This window comes from Streptomyces sp. NPDC004610, from assembly GCF_040609715.1.
Lineage (GTDB): Bacteria > Actinomycetota > Actinomycetes > Streptomycetales > Streptomycetaceae > Streptomyces.
In genome coordinates, this window is record NZ_JBEXLA010000012.1 from 17329 (window position 1) to 32887 (window position 15559).

Genomic DNA, 15559 nt, shown 5'->3' on the forward strand with positions numbered 1-15559 from the left:
CCCCGCCTCCGTCAGGTGGACGTACTGCGTCCATCTCAGGCTGTGGAGAACCGTTTGTCCACAGCCTGCGGTCGTCCGTAGCCAAAATGTGCCGACTACCGAACAATCGGTAGGGGAGGCGCCCCGCTCCCCGCGACGCGCCCCGCGCCGCTCCCCACAACGGCCCCACTCCCGGTCCACTCCCGGTCCACTCCCGGTCGACTCCGGCTCCATCCCGGCTCCATCCGCGCCCCACGCCCCACGCCCGCTTCACTCCCGCCCCACCCACGCCCCACCCACGAGGAGGTGCCGCACATGACGGTCATGGAGCAGCGGGATGCCTACCGGCCCGCACCGCCGCCCGCCTGGCAGCCGCGCACGGACCCCGCCCCCCTGCTGCCCGACCCCGAACCCCACCGCGTCCTCGGCACCCCTCGGGCCGCCGGGACCGACCCCGCCCTGCTGCGCCGCCTCTACACCGAGACGGTCAAGGGCCGCCGGTACAACGCGCAGGCCACCGCCCTCACCAAGCAGGGCCGGCTCGCCGTCTACCCGTCCAGCACCGGTCAGGAGGCGTGCGAGATCGCCGCCGCGCTGGTTCTCCAGGAGCGCGACTGGCTCTTCCCGAGCTACCGCGACACCCTCGCCGTCATCGCCCGCGGAGTGGACCCCGTAGCGGCCCTCACCCTGCTGCGCGGCGACTGGCACACCGGCTACGACCCCCGCGCCCACCGGGTCGCCCCGCTCTCCACCCCCCTCGCCACCCAGCTCCCGCACGCGGTGGGCCTCGCCCACGCCGCCCGCCTCAAGGGGGACGACGTGGTCGCCCTCGCCCTGGTCGGCGACGGCGGCACCAGCGAGGGCGACTTCCACGAGGCGCTGAACTTCGCCGCCGTCTGGCGCGCGCCGGTCGTCTTCCTGGTCCAGAACAACGGCTTCGCGATCTCCGTCCCGCTCGCCAAGCAGACCGCCGCCCCCTCCCTCGCCCACAAGGCCGTCGGGTACGGCATGCCGGGCCGCCTGGTCGACGGCAACGACGCCGCCGCCGTCCACGAGGTGCTCACCGACGCCGTACGCCGCGCCCGCGAGGGCGGTGGGCCCACGCTGGTCGAGGCGATCACGTACCGCATGGAGGCGCACACCAACGCCGACGACGCCACCCGCTACCGGGGCGACGCCGAGATCGAGGCGTGGCGCGACCACGACCCGGTGCTGCTGCTGGAGCGCGAGCTGGAGGCGCGCGGGCTGCTCGACGAGGCAGGGAAGACCGCCGCGCGGGACGCCGCCGAGGCCCTCGCCGCCGATCTGCGGGCCCGGATGAACGCGGACGTGGTCCTCGACCCCATGGATCTGTTCGCCCATGTGTATGCCGAGCCCACCCCGCAATTGCGCGAGCAGGAGGCCCTTCTGCGCGCCGAACTCGCCGCCGACCAGGAAGGGGCGCCGCGATGACCACGGTGGCACCGGCCGTGAAACCGGCCACCATGGCCCAGGCCCTCACCCGCGCCCTGCGCGACGCCCTCGCCGAGGACCCGTCCGTCCATGTCCTCGGCGAGGACGTCGGCACGCTCGGCGGGGTCTTCCGGGTCACCGACGGGCTCGCCAAGGAGTTCGGCGACGACCGCGTCACCGACACCCCCCTCGCCGAGGCCGGCATCCTCGGCACCGCCGTCGGCATGGCCATGTACGGACTGCGGCCGGTCGTGGAGATGCAGTTCGACGCGTTCGCCTACCCGGCCTTCGAGCAACTCCTCAGCCATGTCGCCAAGATGCGCAACCGCACCCGCGGCGCCCAGCCCCTCCCCCTCACCATCCGCATCCCCTACGGCGGCGGCATCGGCGGCGTCGAGCACCACAGCGACTCCTCCGAGGCGTACTACATCGCCACCCCCGGCCTGCATGTCGTCACCCCCGCCACCGTCGCCGACGCCTACGGGCTGCTGCGCGCCGCCATCGCCTCCGACGACCCGGTGGTCTTCCTGGAACCCAAGCGGCTGTACTGGTCGAAGGACTCCTGGAACCCGGAGGAGCCGCGAACCGTTGAGCCGATAGGCCGCGCGGTGGTGCGGCGCTCCGGCCGGAGCGCCACGCTCATCACGTACGGCCCGTCGCTCCCCGTGTGCCTCGAAGCCGCCGAGGCCGCCCGGGAGGAGGGGTGGGACCTCGAAGTGGTCGATCTGCGCACCCTGGTGCCGTTCGACGACGACACGGTCTGCGCCTCGGTGCGGCGGACCGGGCGAGCGGTCGTGGTCCATGAGTCGGGCGGGTTCGGCGGACCGGGCGGAGAGATCGCGGCCCGGGTCACCGAGCGCTGCTTCCACCGTCTGGAGGCGCCGGTGCTGCGGGTCGCCGGGTTCGACATCCCCTATCCGCCGCCGATGCTGGAGCGGCACCACCTGCCCGGCGTCGACCGGATCCTGGACGCCGTGGCGCGTCTGCAATGGGAGGCCGAGAGCTGATGGCACAGGTGCTGGAGTTCAAGCTCCCCGACCTCGGCGAGGGGCTCACCGAGGCGGAGATCGTGCGCTGGCTGGTGGAGGTCGGCGAGGTCGTCGCCGTCGACCAGCCGGTGGTCGAGGTCGAGACGGCCAAGGCGATGGTCGAGGTGCCCTGCCCCTACGGCGGCGTGGTCACGGCCCGCTTCGGCGAGGAGGGCACGGAACTGCCGGTGGGCGCCCCGCTGATCATGGTGGCGGTGGGAGCGGAGGGCTCCGCCGGGGGGCCGGAAGCGTCATCGTCGGGATCCGATGTGTCGTCGGCGGCGCTGGAAGCGTCTTCGGCGGAACGGGAAGTGAGGTCGGGGGCACCGGAAGCGTCTTCGGCGGAACGGGAAGTGGGGCTGGCGGCGCCGCAAGCGTCCTCGGCCGCGCCGCGAGCGGGGTCGGGGCCCGAGTCCGAGCCCACCCCGCCGCCCGCCACCGCCAACGGCACCCGCCCCTCCCCGGACGCCACCCCCTCCCAGGGCTCCGGAAACGTCCTGGTCGGATACGGCACCGCCGATGCCCCCGCCCGTCGCCGCCGGGTCCGCCCGCAGGCGCGTACCGCCGTGGCCGCCCCGCCCCGCCCCGAGGCGCCCCCGGCCGAGGGTCCCGTCCCGGTGATCTCCCCGCTGGTCCGCCGCCTCGCCCGGGAACACGGCCTGGATCTGCACGAGCTGACCGGCTCGGGCCCGGACGGCCTGATCCTGCGCGCCGACGTGGAGTACGCGGCCCGCGTCGCGCAGATCCACGCCCGTACCGCCCAGGTGACGGCACCGCCGGTCCCCGCCCCCGCGGCCGACGTCTCCCGCGTCCCCCTCAAGGGCGTCCGGGGTGCCGTCGCCGACAAGCTGTCCCGCAGCCGCCGGGAGATACCGGACGCCACCTGCTGGGTGGACGCCGACGCGACCGAGCTGATGCGGGCGCGCACGGCGATGAACACGGCGGCGGGACCCAGGATCTCGGTGCTCGCCCTGCTGGCCCGGATCAGCGTCGCCGCCCTGGCCCGTTTCCCCGAGCTGAACGCGACGGTGGACATGGCCGCCCGGGAGATCGTCCGGCTGGACCGGGTGCATCTCGGGTTCGCCGCCCAGACCGACCGGGGGCTGGTGGTCCCGGTCGTCAAGGACGCGCAGACCCGGGACGCGGAGGGGCTGACCGCCGAGTTCGCCCGGCTGACGGAGACGGCCCGCGCGGGCACCCTGACCCCCGGCGACCTCACCGGCGGCACCTTCACCCTCAACAACTACGGCGTCTTCGGCGTCGACGGCTCCACGCCGATCATCAACCACCCCGAGGCCGCGATGCTCGGCGTCGGCCGTATCGTCCCCAAGCCCTGGGTGCACGAGGGCGAGCTGGCGGTCCGCCAGGTCGTGCAGCTCTCCCTCACCTTCGACCACCGGGTCTGCGACGGCGCCACGGCGGGCGGCTTCCTCCGCTTCGTCGCGGACTGCGTGGAACAACCGGCGGTACTGCTCCGCACGCTCTGACCCGGAACGCCCTGACCCCGCACTCCGTGAACCGAGACGGGTGGTGTCCGTGTCGTTCCCTGTGATCACCCTGGGCCGCATACTCGGGGAGTGACCACAGCGGAGCGTTCCGGTGACGCGTACGACGCCGTCGTACTGGCCGGTGGTGCCGCCCGCCGCCTCGGGGGCGCGGACAAACCGGGCGTGCGGGTCGGCGGCCGGGCCCTGCTCGACCGGGTGCTCGCCGCCTGCGCCGGTGCCGGGACCACCGTCGTCGTCGCCGATCCCCGGCCCACCGCCCGCCCGGTGTCCTGGGCCCGCGAGGACCCGCCCGGCGGCGGCCCGCTCGCCGCGCTCGGCGCCGGACTGCGGCACACCTCCGCCGACCGGCTGCTCGTCCTCTCCGCCGATCTGCCGTTCCTCCAGGACACGACCGTGGGGCGGCTGCTGGACGCCCTGACCGGCTCCCGCGCCGACGCGGCGCTGCTGACCGACCCCGACGGCCGGGACCAGCCGCTGGTCGCCGCCTACCGGGCCGCCCCGCTGCGCCGCGCCCTCACCGACCTGGCCGCCGGACATGACGGCACCCTCACCGGCCTTCCCCTGCGCCGCCTCACCAGCGCACTGCACCTCACCCGGATCGCCGACCCGGTCGCGTCCTTCGACTGCGACACCTGGGACGACATCGCCGCCGCCAGAGCACGCATCAGGGAGCATGGGCACGTGCTGGAAGAATGGATCTCCGCGGTCAAGGACGAACTCGGCATCGATCTGGACGTCGACTTCCGCGCCCTGCTGGACGTGGCGCGCGACGCCGCCCATGGTGTGGCCCGGCCCGCGGCGCCGCTGACCACCTTCCTCGTCGGCTATGCCGCCGCGCGGGCCGGCGGCGGCCCCGAAGCCGTCGCCGAAGCCTCCCGCAGGGCCACCGCCCTCGCCCTGCGCTGGGCGGAGGAGAACACGACCCCCGAGGCCACGGCGAAGCCGGACTCCCCCAGGGCCACGGCCAAGCCGGACTCCCCCGGGGCCACGGCCACGCCGGTCCCCGCCGAGCCGGTCCCGGCTGCCGGTGACTCCGTCACGCCGGACCGCGCCGAGCCGGTCCCCGTCGCCGGTGACCCCGTCACGCCGGTCCCCGCCGAGCCGGTCCCCGTCGCCGGTGACCCCGTCACGCCGGACCCCGCCGAGCCGGACCCCGTCGCCGGTGACCCCGTCACGCCGGACCCCGCCGAACCAGACCCCGCCGCTGACCCCGTCACGCCACACCCCGCCGAACCACACCCCGCCGCCGCTGACCCCGGTACCGCGCGCGGCGGTGCCGGATGACCGCCCCCGCCGACGACTTCGACGTCGAGGAGGTGCTCGCCCTCGTGCGGCACGCCGGTGACCCCCGCCCGAGCCCCCCGCCCCGGCCCGCCTCCCCGCGCACCCCCACCGCCCAGGGAACCCCCCGCCACCGGGCCACCCCCTGGCCCGAGGCCCGTGAGACCGCCGCCCGCGCCGCCCGCCCCGGCCCCGGCGCCCCCCGCCGCGCCCCCACCCCCGTCCCCCTGGACACCGCCCTCGGCCGCACCCTCGCCACCCCCCTAGCCGCCCTCACCGACCTGCCCTCCTTCGACACCTCCGCCATGGACGGCTGGGCGGTCGCCGGACCGGGGCCCTGGGCGGTCCGCGCGGACGGCGTGCTGGCCGGGCACGCCCCCGCCGCGCCGCTCGCCGACGGCGAGGCCGTCCGGATCGCCACCGGCGCCCGGGTCCCGCCCGACGCCACCGCCGTCCTGCGCAGCGAGCACGGCCGCCTCGACGACAACGGGCGGCTCCACCCCACCCATGAGATGAGCCACGGCCAGGACATCCGCCCGCGCGGCCAGGAGTGCCGCAGCGGCGACCAACTGCTGCCGCCCGGCACCCTCGTCACCCCGGCCGTGCTCGGCCTCGCCGCGGCGGCCGGGTACGACACCCTCACCGCCGTCCCCCGCCCCCGCGCCGAGGTGCTGATCCTCGGCGACGAACTCCTCACCGAGGGCCTCCCGCACGACGGGCTGATCCGGGACGCGCTCGGCCCGCTGCTGCCGCCCTGGCTGCGCGCGCTCGGCGCGGAGGTCACCGCGGTCCGCCGTCTCGGCGACGACGCCGACGCCCTGCACCAGGCCGTCACCACCAGCGACGCCGAGCTGATCGTCACCACCGGCGGCACCGCCGCGGGCCCGCTCGACTTCGTCCACCCCGCCCTGGAGCGGATCGGCGCCGAACTCCTCGTGGACGGGGTGCGGGTCCGCCCCGGGCACCCCATGCTGCTCGCCCGGATCGGCCCCGGCCGGCATCTGGTCGGCCTGCCCGGCAACCCGCTCGCCGCCGTCTCCGGGCTGCTCACCCTCGCCGAACCGCTGCTGCGCACCCTGGCGGCCCGCCCGGCGCCGGAGCCGTACCGTCTGCCGCTCCAGGACGCCGTGCAGGGGCACCCCGACGACACCCGGCTGGTGCCGGTGCTGCTGCGCGGGGAGACGGCCGTGCCGCTGCGCTATCACGGTCCGGCGATGCTGCGCGGTATCGCGGCGGCCGACGCGCTGGCCGTCGTACGGCCGGGTGGGGCGGGGGCCGGGCAGGAGACGGAACTGCTGGATCTGCCCTGGACGGGCTCGGGCATCGCCGCGTGTTTCACGTGAAACATCCCCAGATCCGGCTCCGGCTCCGGATCCAGATCCAGATCCGGAGTCGGATCCAGAGCCGGAGCCGGAGCCAGTTATGACCCGCCCCGTGGGGGCTACTCCACCGCCGGCACCGGCCTGCTCACCGTGATCACCCGGTCCCCCGGCCGCAGCGCCGACAGCCGCTGATCGGTGTAGTCGAGGACCTGCTTACCGCGTACGGCGGCGACCACCAGGTCCGCGCACTCACGCGGGGAGCGGCCGATCTCGTCCTCCCGCACGGCCCGTTCGATCAGATCCAGGCCGCTGCCGAGGGTCATCAGATCCTCCAGCAGCCGGGCCACCGACGGGCTGATCATCGACACCCCGAGCAGCCGCCCGGCGGAACTGGAGCTGGTGACCACGGTGTCGGCGCCGCTCTGCTGGATCAGCGGTACGTTCTCGTCCTCGCGCACGGCGACCACGATGGTGGCCCGCTTGTTGAGCTGGCGGGCGGTCAGGGTGATCAGGGTGGCCGTCTCGTCGCGCTGCGGGGCGATGATCACCTGCGCCGCGGTCTGCACCTCGGCCTTGCGCAGGGTGTCGGTCCGGGTGGCGTCGCCGGTGACGGAGACCAGCCCGTCGTCCGCCGCGGCGCCGGTCGCCTTGCGCTGGACGTCCACGACGACGATCTGCTCCCGGGGGATGCCCTGGCCGGTGAGGGTCTGCACGGCGTGCCGGCCCTTGGTGCCGTAGCCGATGACCACGACATGGTCGCGGGTGCGGGAGCGCCAGCGGTGGATGCGGACCTGCTGACGGGTGCGCTCGGCGAGCACCTCCAGGGTGGTGCCGACCAGGATGATCAGGAACATCACCCGCAAGGGGGTGATGACAAAGATGTTGGTGAGCCGGGCCGCGTCGCTGACGGGGGTGATGTCGCCGTAGCCGGTGGTGGAGAGGGTGACGGTGGCGTAGTAGGCGGCGTCGAGGAGATCGACCGAGCCGTCGGAGTTGTCGGTGTAGCCGTCGGCGTCGACATAGACGATCAGCACGGTCAGCCCGAGCACCAGCATGGCGAGGGCGAGCCTGCGCAGCACCTGCTGGAGGGGCGGGCTGGCGCCCAGGGTCGGCATCATGATGGAACGGCCGGCCTCGGCGTCGTCGCGCGCCTCGACCCGGGAGCGCGACCACAGGCTGCGGAAGATCGACAGCCCTGTCCGGTGGACGCCGGGTCGCTCGTCCTCCCCGCTCATCGTGTGCCCCCTGTGACGGTGTGCGTCGCCGTGATCGTTGCGGTCGGCACCATGGTGCTGGACGCTACCCCACGGTCCGGGCGGCGGCGCGCGGCGGTGGGGGAGCGGGACAGTAGGTTCATGGGCATGGATCCAGGGCGTTCGGAGGCTTGTCGTGCGTGATCACGTGGTAGTCGTCGGCTTCGGTACCAAGGGGCGATCGGCGATCCGCGCGGTGTGCGCGGCCGGGGTGCCCAAGGACCGGGTGGTGGTGATCGACCCCAGCGGCAAGGCCATCGCGGCGGCCCAGACCGAGGGCTACGAGGGGGTCGCCGGGGACGCCACCCGCAGCGCGGTGCTGCTGAAGGCGGAGGTGCAGCGGGCCGGGAAGATCATCGTGGCCCCGCAGCAGGACGACACGGCCGTCCTGGTCACCCTCACCGCCCGGCAGCTGAACGCCCAGGCGAAGATCGTCGCCTCGGTGCGCGAGGAGGAGAACGCGCCACTGCTGAAGCACTCCGGCGCCGACGAGGTGATCACCAGCGCGGGCGCGGCGGGCCGGCTGCTGGGCCTGTCGGTGCTCAGCCCGGCCGCCGGGCTGGTCATGGAGGACCTGATGCGGCAGGGCAGCGGACTGGACATCGTGGAACGCCCGGTCACCCGCGCGGAGACCGGGCGCCGGCCGCGCGAGATCGACGACCTGGTGGTGAGCGTCGTCCGCGGCCACCGGGTGCTCGCCTATGACGACGAGGCGGTCGGGGCGCTGGAGCTGACCGACCGGGTGATCACCATCGTCCGCACCGAGCCGACCACCGACGAGGCCCCCGGGTGGATGACCCGGGGGCCCGAACGGCGTCCGTGACGCGCAGGGCGCTACTTGCGGTTGTAGAGCCGCATGGTGACCGGACCGAAGATCAGCACCAGCACGGCGGCCCAGCCCAGTGACCAGGCGATGTCGGCGCCCGGCCACTCGCCGCCCATCAGCCCGCGCACCGCCGAGGCCAGATGGGTCACCGGGCTGTTGTTGACGAACGCCTGGAGCCAGCCCGGCATGGTGTGCGGGTCGACGAAGACATTGGAGAGGAACGTCAGCGGGAAGATCACCATCATGCTGACGCCCATCACGGACTTCTCGCTGCGCAGCATCAGACCGAACATGGTCCAGATCCACGAGAACGCGAACGAGAAGACGATCAGCAGCGCCACCCCGGCGAGGACGCCGAGCACCCCGCCGTCCGGCCGGTAGCCGATGATCATGCCGACGACCAGCATCACCACCGACGCCATCAGATAGCGCAGGGCGTCACCGAGGAGATAGCCGACCATCACCGCGGGCCGCCAGATCGGCAGCGAGCGGAACCGGTCGAAGACCCCCTTCTCGATGTCCGTGTTGACCGCGACACCCGTGTACATGGTGATCATCACGACCGACATCACCAGGATGCCGGGCAGCAGAAACTGGATGTACTCCCGTGGCGAGGACGCCAGCGCCCCGCCGAACAGGTACGTGTACATCAGCACCAGCATGATCGGGAACGCGGTGACATCGAAGAGCTGCTCGGGGACGTGCTTGATCTTGAGGATCGCGCGCCAGCCGAAGGTCAGCGACGCCGACCAGGCGCTGGGCCGCGGTGGCCGCTCCTTGGCGACCAGCAGATGCGCCAGCGACTCCGCGCTGACCGGCGCCAGATCCTTGGTTTCCGTGGTCGTCGCGGTGCTCATACCGCCACCCCGCCTTCCGTTGTGGCGACCTTGGGGGAGACGCCGCTGCCGTCATCGTCGTTGCCGTGGGTCTGGGTGTCGTGCCCGGTCAGGGCGAGGAAGACCTCGTCCAGGCTGGGCTGGCCGAGGGCGAAGTTGTCGACCGTGATCCCGCTGCGGGCCAGCTCGGCCAGCGCCCGGGAGGCCCGCTCGGCGGCGCCCTGACCGTTGCCCGCGTCGCCGACCCGGGCGGTCAGCGCCACCGGGTCGGGTTCGAGCTGCACCTCCGCGTCCAGCGCGATCCGCAGGATCTGCTGCGCCTCGGACCGCCGGGCCGCGTCCCGCAGCCGCAGATGCACCGAACCGGCGCCGACCGACGCCTTCAGCTCGCCCTTGGTGCCCTCGGCGATCACCTTGCCCCGGTCGATCACCGCGATCCGGGACGCCAGCTGATCGGCCTCGTCCAGATACTGCGTGGTCAGCAGCACGGTGGTGCCATGGGCGACGACCGCGCGGACGATGTCCCAGACCTGGTTGCGGCTGCGCGGGTCGAGCCCGGTGGTCGGCTCGTCGAGGAAGAGCAGATCGGGCGTGTTGAGGATGGAGGCTGCGATGTCGATCCGGCGCCGCATACCGCCGGAGTAGTTCTTGACCTGCCGTCCGGCCGCCTCGGTCAGTCCGAACGCCTCCAGGAGCTGGGCGCCGCGCGCCTGGGCGGCCTTCTTGCCGTGCCCGAGGAGCCGGCCCAGCAGCACCAGGTTCTCGGCGCCGGTCAGATCCTCGTCGACGGAGGCGTACTGCCCGGTCAGGCTGACCCGCGCACGGACCGCGTCGGCCTCCCGGACGACGTCCCGGCCGAAGACCTGGGCCCGTCCGCCGTCGGGCCGCAGCAGGGTGGCGAGCATTTTCACGGTGGTGGTCTTACCGGCGCCGTTCGGGCCGAGGACGCCGTAGACCGTGCCGGTGGGCACCGCGAGGTCGACACCGTCGACGGCCCTGGTCTCGCCGAACGTCTTCACCAGGCCGGCGGTCTCGATCGCGAGGCCGGAGGTCGGCTGGCTCATGGTGGGTTGTCCTTCCGGAGGTCCTTTCACGGACTTGGGTTGCGCATGGGAAGACCTTTACCGTGGCTCAGACTCATCGGTCTCGCACAGTCTTTTTCGCCGGGACCCGACCAAAGGCCGAGGGGCGGGCGGAGGACGTAGTCCGGGGACGGGTCGGGGACGTAGGCCCGGAGGACCAGCGGGCGTGCGTGGGACGCGAGGGCGTCCCGGGGGACCGGAGGGCGCCCGAGGGACGGCGTAGGGCGTCGGCAGGCGGGGGGATCGGAGCGCGTCTCGCAGACCGGAGCGCGTCCGAGGGACCGCGGAGGGGGTCCGAGGGACCGCAGAGGGCGTCCGCAGGCGGGGGATCGGAGCGCGTCCCGCAGAACCGGAGGGCGTCGCGCAGGACCGGAGGGCGTCCCGGGGGACCGCAGCTCGTCCCGCGCAGGACCGGAGGGCGTCCCCGGACCAGGGGAGTTCCCGGACCGAGCAGGCGTCCGGGGGACCGGCGGGCGTCCGGGGGGTAGCGTCCCCCCATGCATGCGATCACGATTTCCGAACCCGGTGGGCCCGAGGCGCTCGTATGGGGCGAGGTCTCCGATCCGGTGCCCGGCGAGGGCGAGGTCCTGGTGGATGTCGTCGCCAGCGCCGTCAACCGTGCCGACATCCTCCAGCGCCAGGGCTTCTACAACCCCCCGCCCGGCGCCTCCCCCCACCCCGGCCTGGAGTGTTCCGGCCGGATCTCCGCACTCGGCCCCGGTGTCTCCGGGTGGTCGGTCGGCGACGAGGTGTGCGCGCTGCTCGCGGGCGGCGGCTACGCCGGGAAGACCGCCGTCCCGGTCGGCCAGCTGCTGCCCGTACCGGCGGGCGTCTCCCTCGTCCAGGCCGCCGCGCTCCCCGAGGTGACCTGCACGGTCTGGTCCAACGTCTTCATGCTGGCCCGGCTCCGGCCCGGCGAGACCCTGCTCGTGCACGGCGGCTCCAGCGGGATCGGCACCATGGCGATCCAGCTCGCCAAGGCCGTCGGCGCCCGGGTCGCCGTCACCGCCGGGACCCCGGAGAAACTGGCGCGCTGCGCCGAGCTCGGCGCCGACATCCTGATCAACTACCGCGAACAGGACTTCGTCGAGGAGATCGCGAAGGCCACGGACGGGACGGGCGCCGATGTCATCCTCGACAACATGGGCGCGAAGTACCTCGACCGCAACATCCGCGCCCTCGCCGTCAACGGCCGCCTCGCGATCATCGGCCTCCAGGGCGGGATCAAGGCCGAACTGAACCTCTCCGCGCTCCTCGGCAAACGCGCCGCGATCAGCGCGACCTCCCTGCGGGCCCGCCCGCTGGACGAGAAGGCCGCGATCGTGGCCGCCGTACGCGAGCATGTCTGGCCGCTCGTGGAGAACGGGCAGGTGCGCCCCGTGGTCGACCGCGAGCTGCCGATGAACGAGGCCCCGGCCGCGCACCGCCTGCTGGAAGCGAGCACCCATATCGGCAAGGTCCTGCTGGTCACCCCGGTGTAGTCCGGAACCCGCCGGGCTCACCCCCGGCGCAGCCGCAGCCCCAGAAAGGCGAGACCGAGCCCGATCCCGATCAGCATCAGCCCGCTCCCCAACGGCAGGATCCGCACCACGGGCCCGGTCCGCCGCCCGGTCTCCGCCACGTCGGCCCCATCGAGCGCTCCCTCACCGACCTGCCCGGGGCCGGTGGGGGCGGCGGAGGGGCCCCCGGAGGAGCCCGGGGGATCCGAAAAACCCGGAGAGGCGGGGGAGGCGGGGGCCGCCGGGGCAGTCGGGGAGGCCGGGGAGGCCGGAGAAGCTGTCGGAATAGGTGGAGCCGACGGAGTAGGCGGAGCCGTCGGCGGAGTCGCCGGGCTGGAGACCCCCTCCCGCCCAGGCCGCTGCCGTCCCTCCCCGGGACCGCTCCCGGCCCGGCTCTCCTCCCCCGAGGGCGAGACCGACACCGGGTTCCGCCCCGGACCACCGACCCCGGACGCCCCGCCCTGCGCGTGGGAAACCCCGGCTCCCGCCCCCAGTACCCCCGCCGCGCACAGCGCCACCGCCCCGAGCCCCACCCTCACCCGGGACCCGACCGTTGGCCTGGACGGCGCGGGACGTGTCACGGGACAAGCGTCACATCCCCGGCCCGGACCGGCATTTCCCCGGCGTCCGGGCGGGCGAAGCGAGGGATCGGCCTGCGCGGGGGGCAGGGCGGTGATGGGGTGGGGGTGTGCGAGAGAATGACGGCATGGAGATGCCGAGGAACGAAAGGTCGCCGGAGAACAACCAGCGGATCCTGGTCGTAGGCCAGGACGGCATGGCTCTGGGCGGCGGCGGAGATGACGACGAATCCCGCGAGATCCCGGTCACCGAGATGGTCGAGCAGCCGGCGAAGGTCATGCGCATCGGAAGCATGATCAAGCAGTTGCTCGAAGAGGTGAGGGCGGCTCCCCTGGACGAGGCCAGCCGGGTGCGGCTGAAGGAGATCCACGCCAGCTCGGTCAAGGAGCTGGAGGACGGGCTCGCGCCGGAGCTGGTCGAGGAGCTGGAGCGGCTGTCCCTGCCCTTCACCGACGAGGGCACCCCGTCCGACGCGGAACTGCGGATCGCGCAGGCGCAGCTGGTGGGCTGGCTGGAGGGTCTCTTCCACGGGATCCAGACGACGCTGTTCGCCCAGCAGATGGCCGCGCGGGCCCAGCTGGAGCAGATGCGCCGGGCACTCCCGCCGGGCGTGGGCCCCGAGGGCCCCGGCGAGGACCCGCGCACGGGAGGCCCGTACCTCTAGAACACCCCCCGACCACCCAAGGGCCCGGCACACAGCGCCGGGCCTTTCCGATGTCCGGGGGCGGGACGCACCCGCGTGATGTCTGGACGGGATGCATCCGCGCCCTACGACCGGGCGACCCCGCCCCACGCCCCCGGACAGCGCCGGTCCACGCCCCCTGAGCCACCCCACCTCACACCCAGCCCCCCGCGGAGCGTCACGCCGGGTTCCCCGTCGACACGCTCAGCTGGATCTCCGGCATGTCCTGCGGGTCCACATCCGTGCCCGGCGCCGGGAACTGCTTCATGACCGCGCCCTCGCCGTAGGTGTTCTCGTCGACGCTTTCGAGCTGCTGGCCCCAGCCCGCGGCCTGGAGGCACTGCTTGACCGAGTCGATGTACTTGTAACGGAAGTCCGGCATCCGGATCTTGTCCGGGTCGTTGTACGCCTCTTCCGGCTCCGTGCACTGGGTCGTCTCGATCGTCTTGGCCGTGTCCGGCCCCCGGTAGCCCGGCTCCTGCTCCGCCGAGGCCGAGGCGCTCGCCCCGCCGCCGCCCGCCCCGTCGTCCCCGCTACCGCCGTCGCCGCGCATCGCCAGGACCGCGATCAGTCCGCCGATCGCCAGCAGCGCGACCACCACCGAGCCGATGATCACCGGCCGGTTCCCCCGACCGCCGCCCCCGCCGCCCGGCTGCTGCGGGCTGATCGAGTACGGGGGTGTCGCGGACGACGTCCCCCCGTAGCCCGCCGCCGGCGTCTGGTAGCCGGCCTGCTGCGGGGGATAGCCGTACGCCGGAGCGGCACCGTACGGCTGATGATGCTGCTGGGGCGGGACCGGCTGGTACGGCGTCTGGACCGCACCCTGCGGCGCTCCCGGCCCGCCGCCGACCTGCCCCACCGGCGGGAACACCGCGGAGCCGACCCCCGCCCCGCTCTGCGCCGGGGCGCCCGGCACGATGCTGGGCGGCGCGGCGTGGAAGGACCCCGCGACCCGCAGGCACTCGTCCCGCATGGACTCGGCGGTGGGGAAACGCTCGTTCGGGTTCTTCTTCAGCGCCCGCGTGATCAGCGCGTCCACGGCCGGGGGCAGCGCGCGATTGATGGCGGAGGCCGTCACCGGCTCCTCCTGCACATGCGCGTACGCGATGGCCAGCGGCGAGTCCGCCTCGAACGGCAGCCGCCCGGTGACCAGCTGGAACAGCATGATGCCGACGGAGTAGAGATCGGAGCGCGCGTCCACCCCGCGGCCGAGCGCCTGCTCGGGGGAGAGGTACTGCGGGGTGCCGACCACCATCCCGGTCTGGGTCATCGACGTCACCCCGGACTGCATGGCGCGCGCGATGCCGAAGTCCATCACCTTCACCACACCGCGCTTGGTGACCATCACATTGCCCGGCTTGATGTCCCGGTGCACCAGCCCCATCTCATGGCTGATCTCCAGCGCCGCCAGCACATCCGCGGTCACCTTCAGCGCGTGGTCCGCCGACATCGCCCCGAACCGCCGCACATCCTCGTCCAGCACGGACCCCAGCGGACGCCCCTCGACGTACTCCATGACGATGTACGGGGTCGTCATCCCGTCGACCTCGTCCTCGCCGGTGTCGAAGACCGAGACGATATTGGTGTGCGTGAGCTTCGCCACCGCCTGGGCCTCGCGCCGGAACCGCTCCCTGAACGCCTGTTCGCGACCGAGATCCGTGTGCAGTGTCTTGATCGCGACCTGTCGGTCGAGCACCGCGTCATAGGCGAGATGCACCGAGGCCATACCGCCCTGGCCGAGCAAGTCGCGCAGTTGATAACGTCCGCCGGCGAGCGCCCGCCCCGCGTACCCGCCCTGTGCGCCGTCCTGCTGGCTCATCGTTCCGCGTCCCCCATCGGCACAGGCGACAGCGGCTGTGCCCCCGCGCTTCACCGGTGATCGAATGTGTTAATCCCGGCCAAGTCTGCCCCAGGCCACTGACACGTCAAGCGCGGTGCCCGTTCCGTGACCGTACGCGAAAGAAGCGTCGCGGAAGCGTTACCGCCCGCTGACCGCGAGCGCACAGGATTTGCACGACGATATGGCCGCAGGGTTTCATGACCGGTCCCGCCGGGACAGGCCGAGGCGGGGCCCGGACGGGGCCCAGGCGTACGGCGGCACCGCGCGGACCCGTTCCCCGGGCCGCCGTGGGCCGGTTCGGGCCACCCGTCTCGCACCTTTGGCTCCCCGGGAGGCTGTAGCGTGGCCGACGGAGACCGTGACAACACCGCGCGTTCCGCGGGCAGAAACGA

At 73.5% G+C, this 15559-nt stretch carries 11 protein-coding genes and 2 pseudogenes; 8 read left to right on the forward strand and 5 right to left on the reverse strand.

Annotated elements, in window-relative coordinates:
* Positions 1-294: 294 nt before the first annotated feature.
* From ABZX40_RS15440 to ABZX40_RS15460, 5 genes and pseudogenes are all read left to right on the forward strand, one after another.
* Entirely contained in the window at positions 295-1431 is a 1137-nt protein-coding gene (locus ABZX40_RS15440; RefSeq protein WP_355747930.1) for a thiamine pyrophosphate-dependent dehydrogenase E1 component subunit alpha, read from the forward strand.
* Positions 1428-2438, forward strand: a complete 1011-nt coding sequence (locus tag ABZX40_RS15445) for an alpha-ketoacid dehydrogenase subunit beta (RefSeq protein WP_355747933.1) — start codon at positions 1428-1430, stop codon at positions 2436-2438. The genes ABZX40_RS15440 and ABZX40_RS15445 overlap by 4 nt, the downstream gene beginning before the upstream one ends.
* A complete protein-coding gene (locus ABZX40_RS15450; RefSeq protein WP_355747936.1) occupies positions 2438-3946 on the forward strand; it encodes a dihydrolipoamide acetyltransferase family protein in 1509 nt (502 codons plus the stop codon). Before ABZX40_RS15445 ends, ABZX40_RS15450 begins: the two co-directional genes overlap by 1 nt.
* Before the next feature lie 90 nt (positions 3947-4036).
* Positions 4037-4891, forward strand: a pseudogene (locus ABZX40_RS15455) (NTP transferase domain-containing protein); the annotation flags it as partial.
* Positions 4892-5247: 356 nt separating this feature from the next.
* Positions 5248-6591, forward strand: coding sequence for a molybdopterin molybdotransferase MoeA (locus ABZX40_RS15460; RefSeq protein WP_355747939.1), 1344 nt, complete (start codon positions 5248-5250; stop codon positions 6589-6591).
* Positions 6592-6689: 98 nt separating this feature from the next.
* On the opposite strand, the gene ABZX40_RS15465 is transcribed toward ABZX40_RS15460, so the two are convergent.
* On the reverse strand, positions 6690-7805 hold the full coding sequence (locus tag ABZX40_RS15465; RefSeq protein ID WP_355747942.1) for a potassium channel family protein: 1116 nt from the start codon (positions 7803-7805) through the stop codon (positions 6690-6692).
* A gap of 154 nt (positions 7806-7959) precedes the next feature.
* Between ABZX40_RS15465 and ABZX40_RS15470 the strand changes: the two are divergent.
* Positions 7960-8646 (forward strand): annotated as a pseudogene (locus ABZX40_RS15470) (NAD(P)-binding protein); the annotation flags it as partial.
* 11 nt (positions 8647-8657) lie between these two features.
* Here ABZX40_RS15470 and ABZX40_RS15475 read toward each other — a convergent pair.
* Together ABZX40_RS15475 and ABZX40_RS15480 are read right to left on the reverse strand one after the other, a co-directional pair.
* Positions 8658-9506, reverse strand: coding sequence for an ABC transporter permease (locus ABZX40_RS15475; protein ID WP_355747945.1), 849 nt, complete (start codon positions 9504-9506; stop codon positions 8658-8660).
* The gene (locus ABZX40_RS15480; protein ID WP_355747948.1) at positions 9503-10549 is read right to left on the reverse strand and encodes an ATP-binding cassette domain-containing protein; all 1047 of its coding nucleotides are present in this window, start codon (positions 10547-10549) and stop codon (positions 9503-9505) included. The genes ABZX40_RS15475 and ABZX40_RS15480 overlap by 4 nt, the downstream gene beginning before the upstream one ends.
* A gap of 515 nt (positions 10550-11064) precedes the next feature.
* Here ABZX40_RS15480 and ABZX40_RS15485 point away from each other — a divergent pair.
* Positions 11065-12048, forward strand: a complete 984-nt coding sequence (locus ABZX40_RS15485; RefSeq protein ID WP_355747951.1) for an NAD(P)H-quinone oxidoreductase — start codon at positions 11065-11067, stop codon at positions 12046-12048.
* A 17-nt stretch (positions 12049-12065) separates the two neighbouring features.
* Here the strand turns inward: ABZX40_RS15485 and ABZX40_RS15490 are convergent, their stop codons facing one another.
* Positions 12066-12188 carry a hypothetical protein gene (locus ABZX40_RS15490; RefSeq protein WP_355747953.1) on the reverse strand — a complete coding sequence of 41 codons (123 nt, stop codon included), beginning with the start codon at positions 12186-12188 and terminating at the stop codon, positions 12066-12068.
* Positions 12189-12772: 584 nt separating this feature from the next.
* On the opposite strand from ABZX40_RS15490, the gene ABZX40_RS15495 reads away from it, so the two are divergent.
* Positions 12773-13309, forward strand: coding sequence for a bacterial proteasome activator family protein (locus tag ABZX40_RS15495; protein WP_355747956.1), 537 nt, complete (start codon positions 12773-12775; stop codon positions 13307-13309).
* A 196-nt stretch (positions 13310-13505) separates the two neighbouring features.
* On the opposite strand, the gene ABZX40_RS15500 is transcribed toward ABZX40_RS15495, so the two are convergent.
* The gene (locus ABZX40_RS15500; protein WP_355747959.1) at positions 13506-15146 is read right to left on the reverse strand and encodes a protein kinase; all 1641 of its coding nucleotides are present in this window, start codon (positions 15144-15146) and stop codon (positions 13506-13508) included.
* Between the last annotated feature and the right edge of the window lie 413 nt (positions 15147-15559).

Bases quoted from the DNA above. Each gene is read 5' to 3' on its own strand.
- ABZX40_RS15460 (WP_355747939.1), top strand. From the start codon at position 5,248: ATGACCGCCCCCGCCGACGACTTCGACGTCGAGGAGGTGCTCGCCCTC.
- ABZX40_RS15465 (WP_355747942.1), bottom strand. From the start codon at position 7,805: ATGAGCGGGGAGGACGAGCGACCCGGCGTCCACCGGACAGGGCTGTCG.
- ABZX40_RS15475 (WP_355747945.1), bottom strand. From the start codon at position 9,506: ATGAGCACCGCGACGACCACGGAAACCAAGGATCTGGCGCCGGTCAGC.
- ABZX40_RS15495 (WP_355747956.1), top strand. From the start codon at position 12,773: ATGGAGATGCCGAGGAACGAAAGGTCGCCGGAGAACAACCAGCGGATC.
- ABZX40_RS15445 (WP_355747933.1), top strand. From the start codon at position 1,428: ATGACCACGGTGGCACCGGCCGTGAAACCGGCCACCATGGCCCAGGCC.
- ABZX40_RS15450 (WP_355747936.1), top strand. From the start codon at position 2,438: ATGGCACAGGTGCTGGAGTTCAAGCTCCCCGACCTCGGCGAGGGGCTC.
- ABZX40_RS15500 (WP_355747959.1), bottom strand. From the start codon at position 15,146: ATGAGCCAGCAGGACGGCGCACAGGGCGGGTACGCGGGGCGGGCGCTC.
- ABZX40_RS15485 (WP_355747951.1), top strand. From the start codon at position 11,065: ATGCATGCGATCACGATTTCCGAACCCGGTGGGCCCGAGGCGCTCGTA.
- ABZX40_RS15440 (WP_355747930.1), top strand. From the start codon at position 295: ATGACGGTCATGGAGCAGCGGGATGCCTACCGGCCCGCACCGCCGCCC.
- ABZX40_RS15480 (WP_355747948.1), bottom strand. From the start codon at position 10,549: ATGAGCCAGCCGACCTCCGGCCTCGCGATCGAGACCGCCGGCCTGGTG.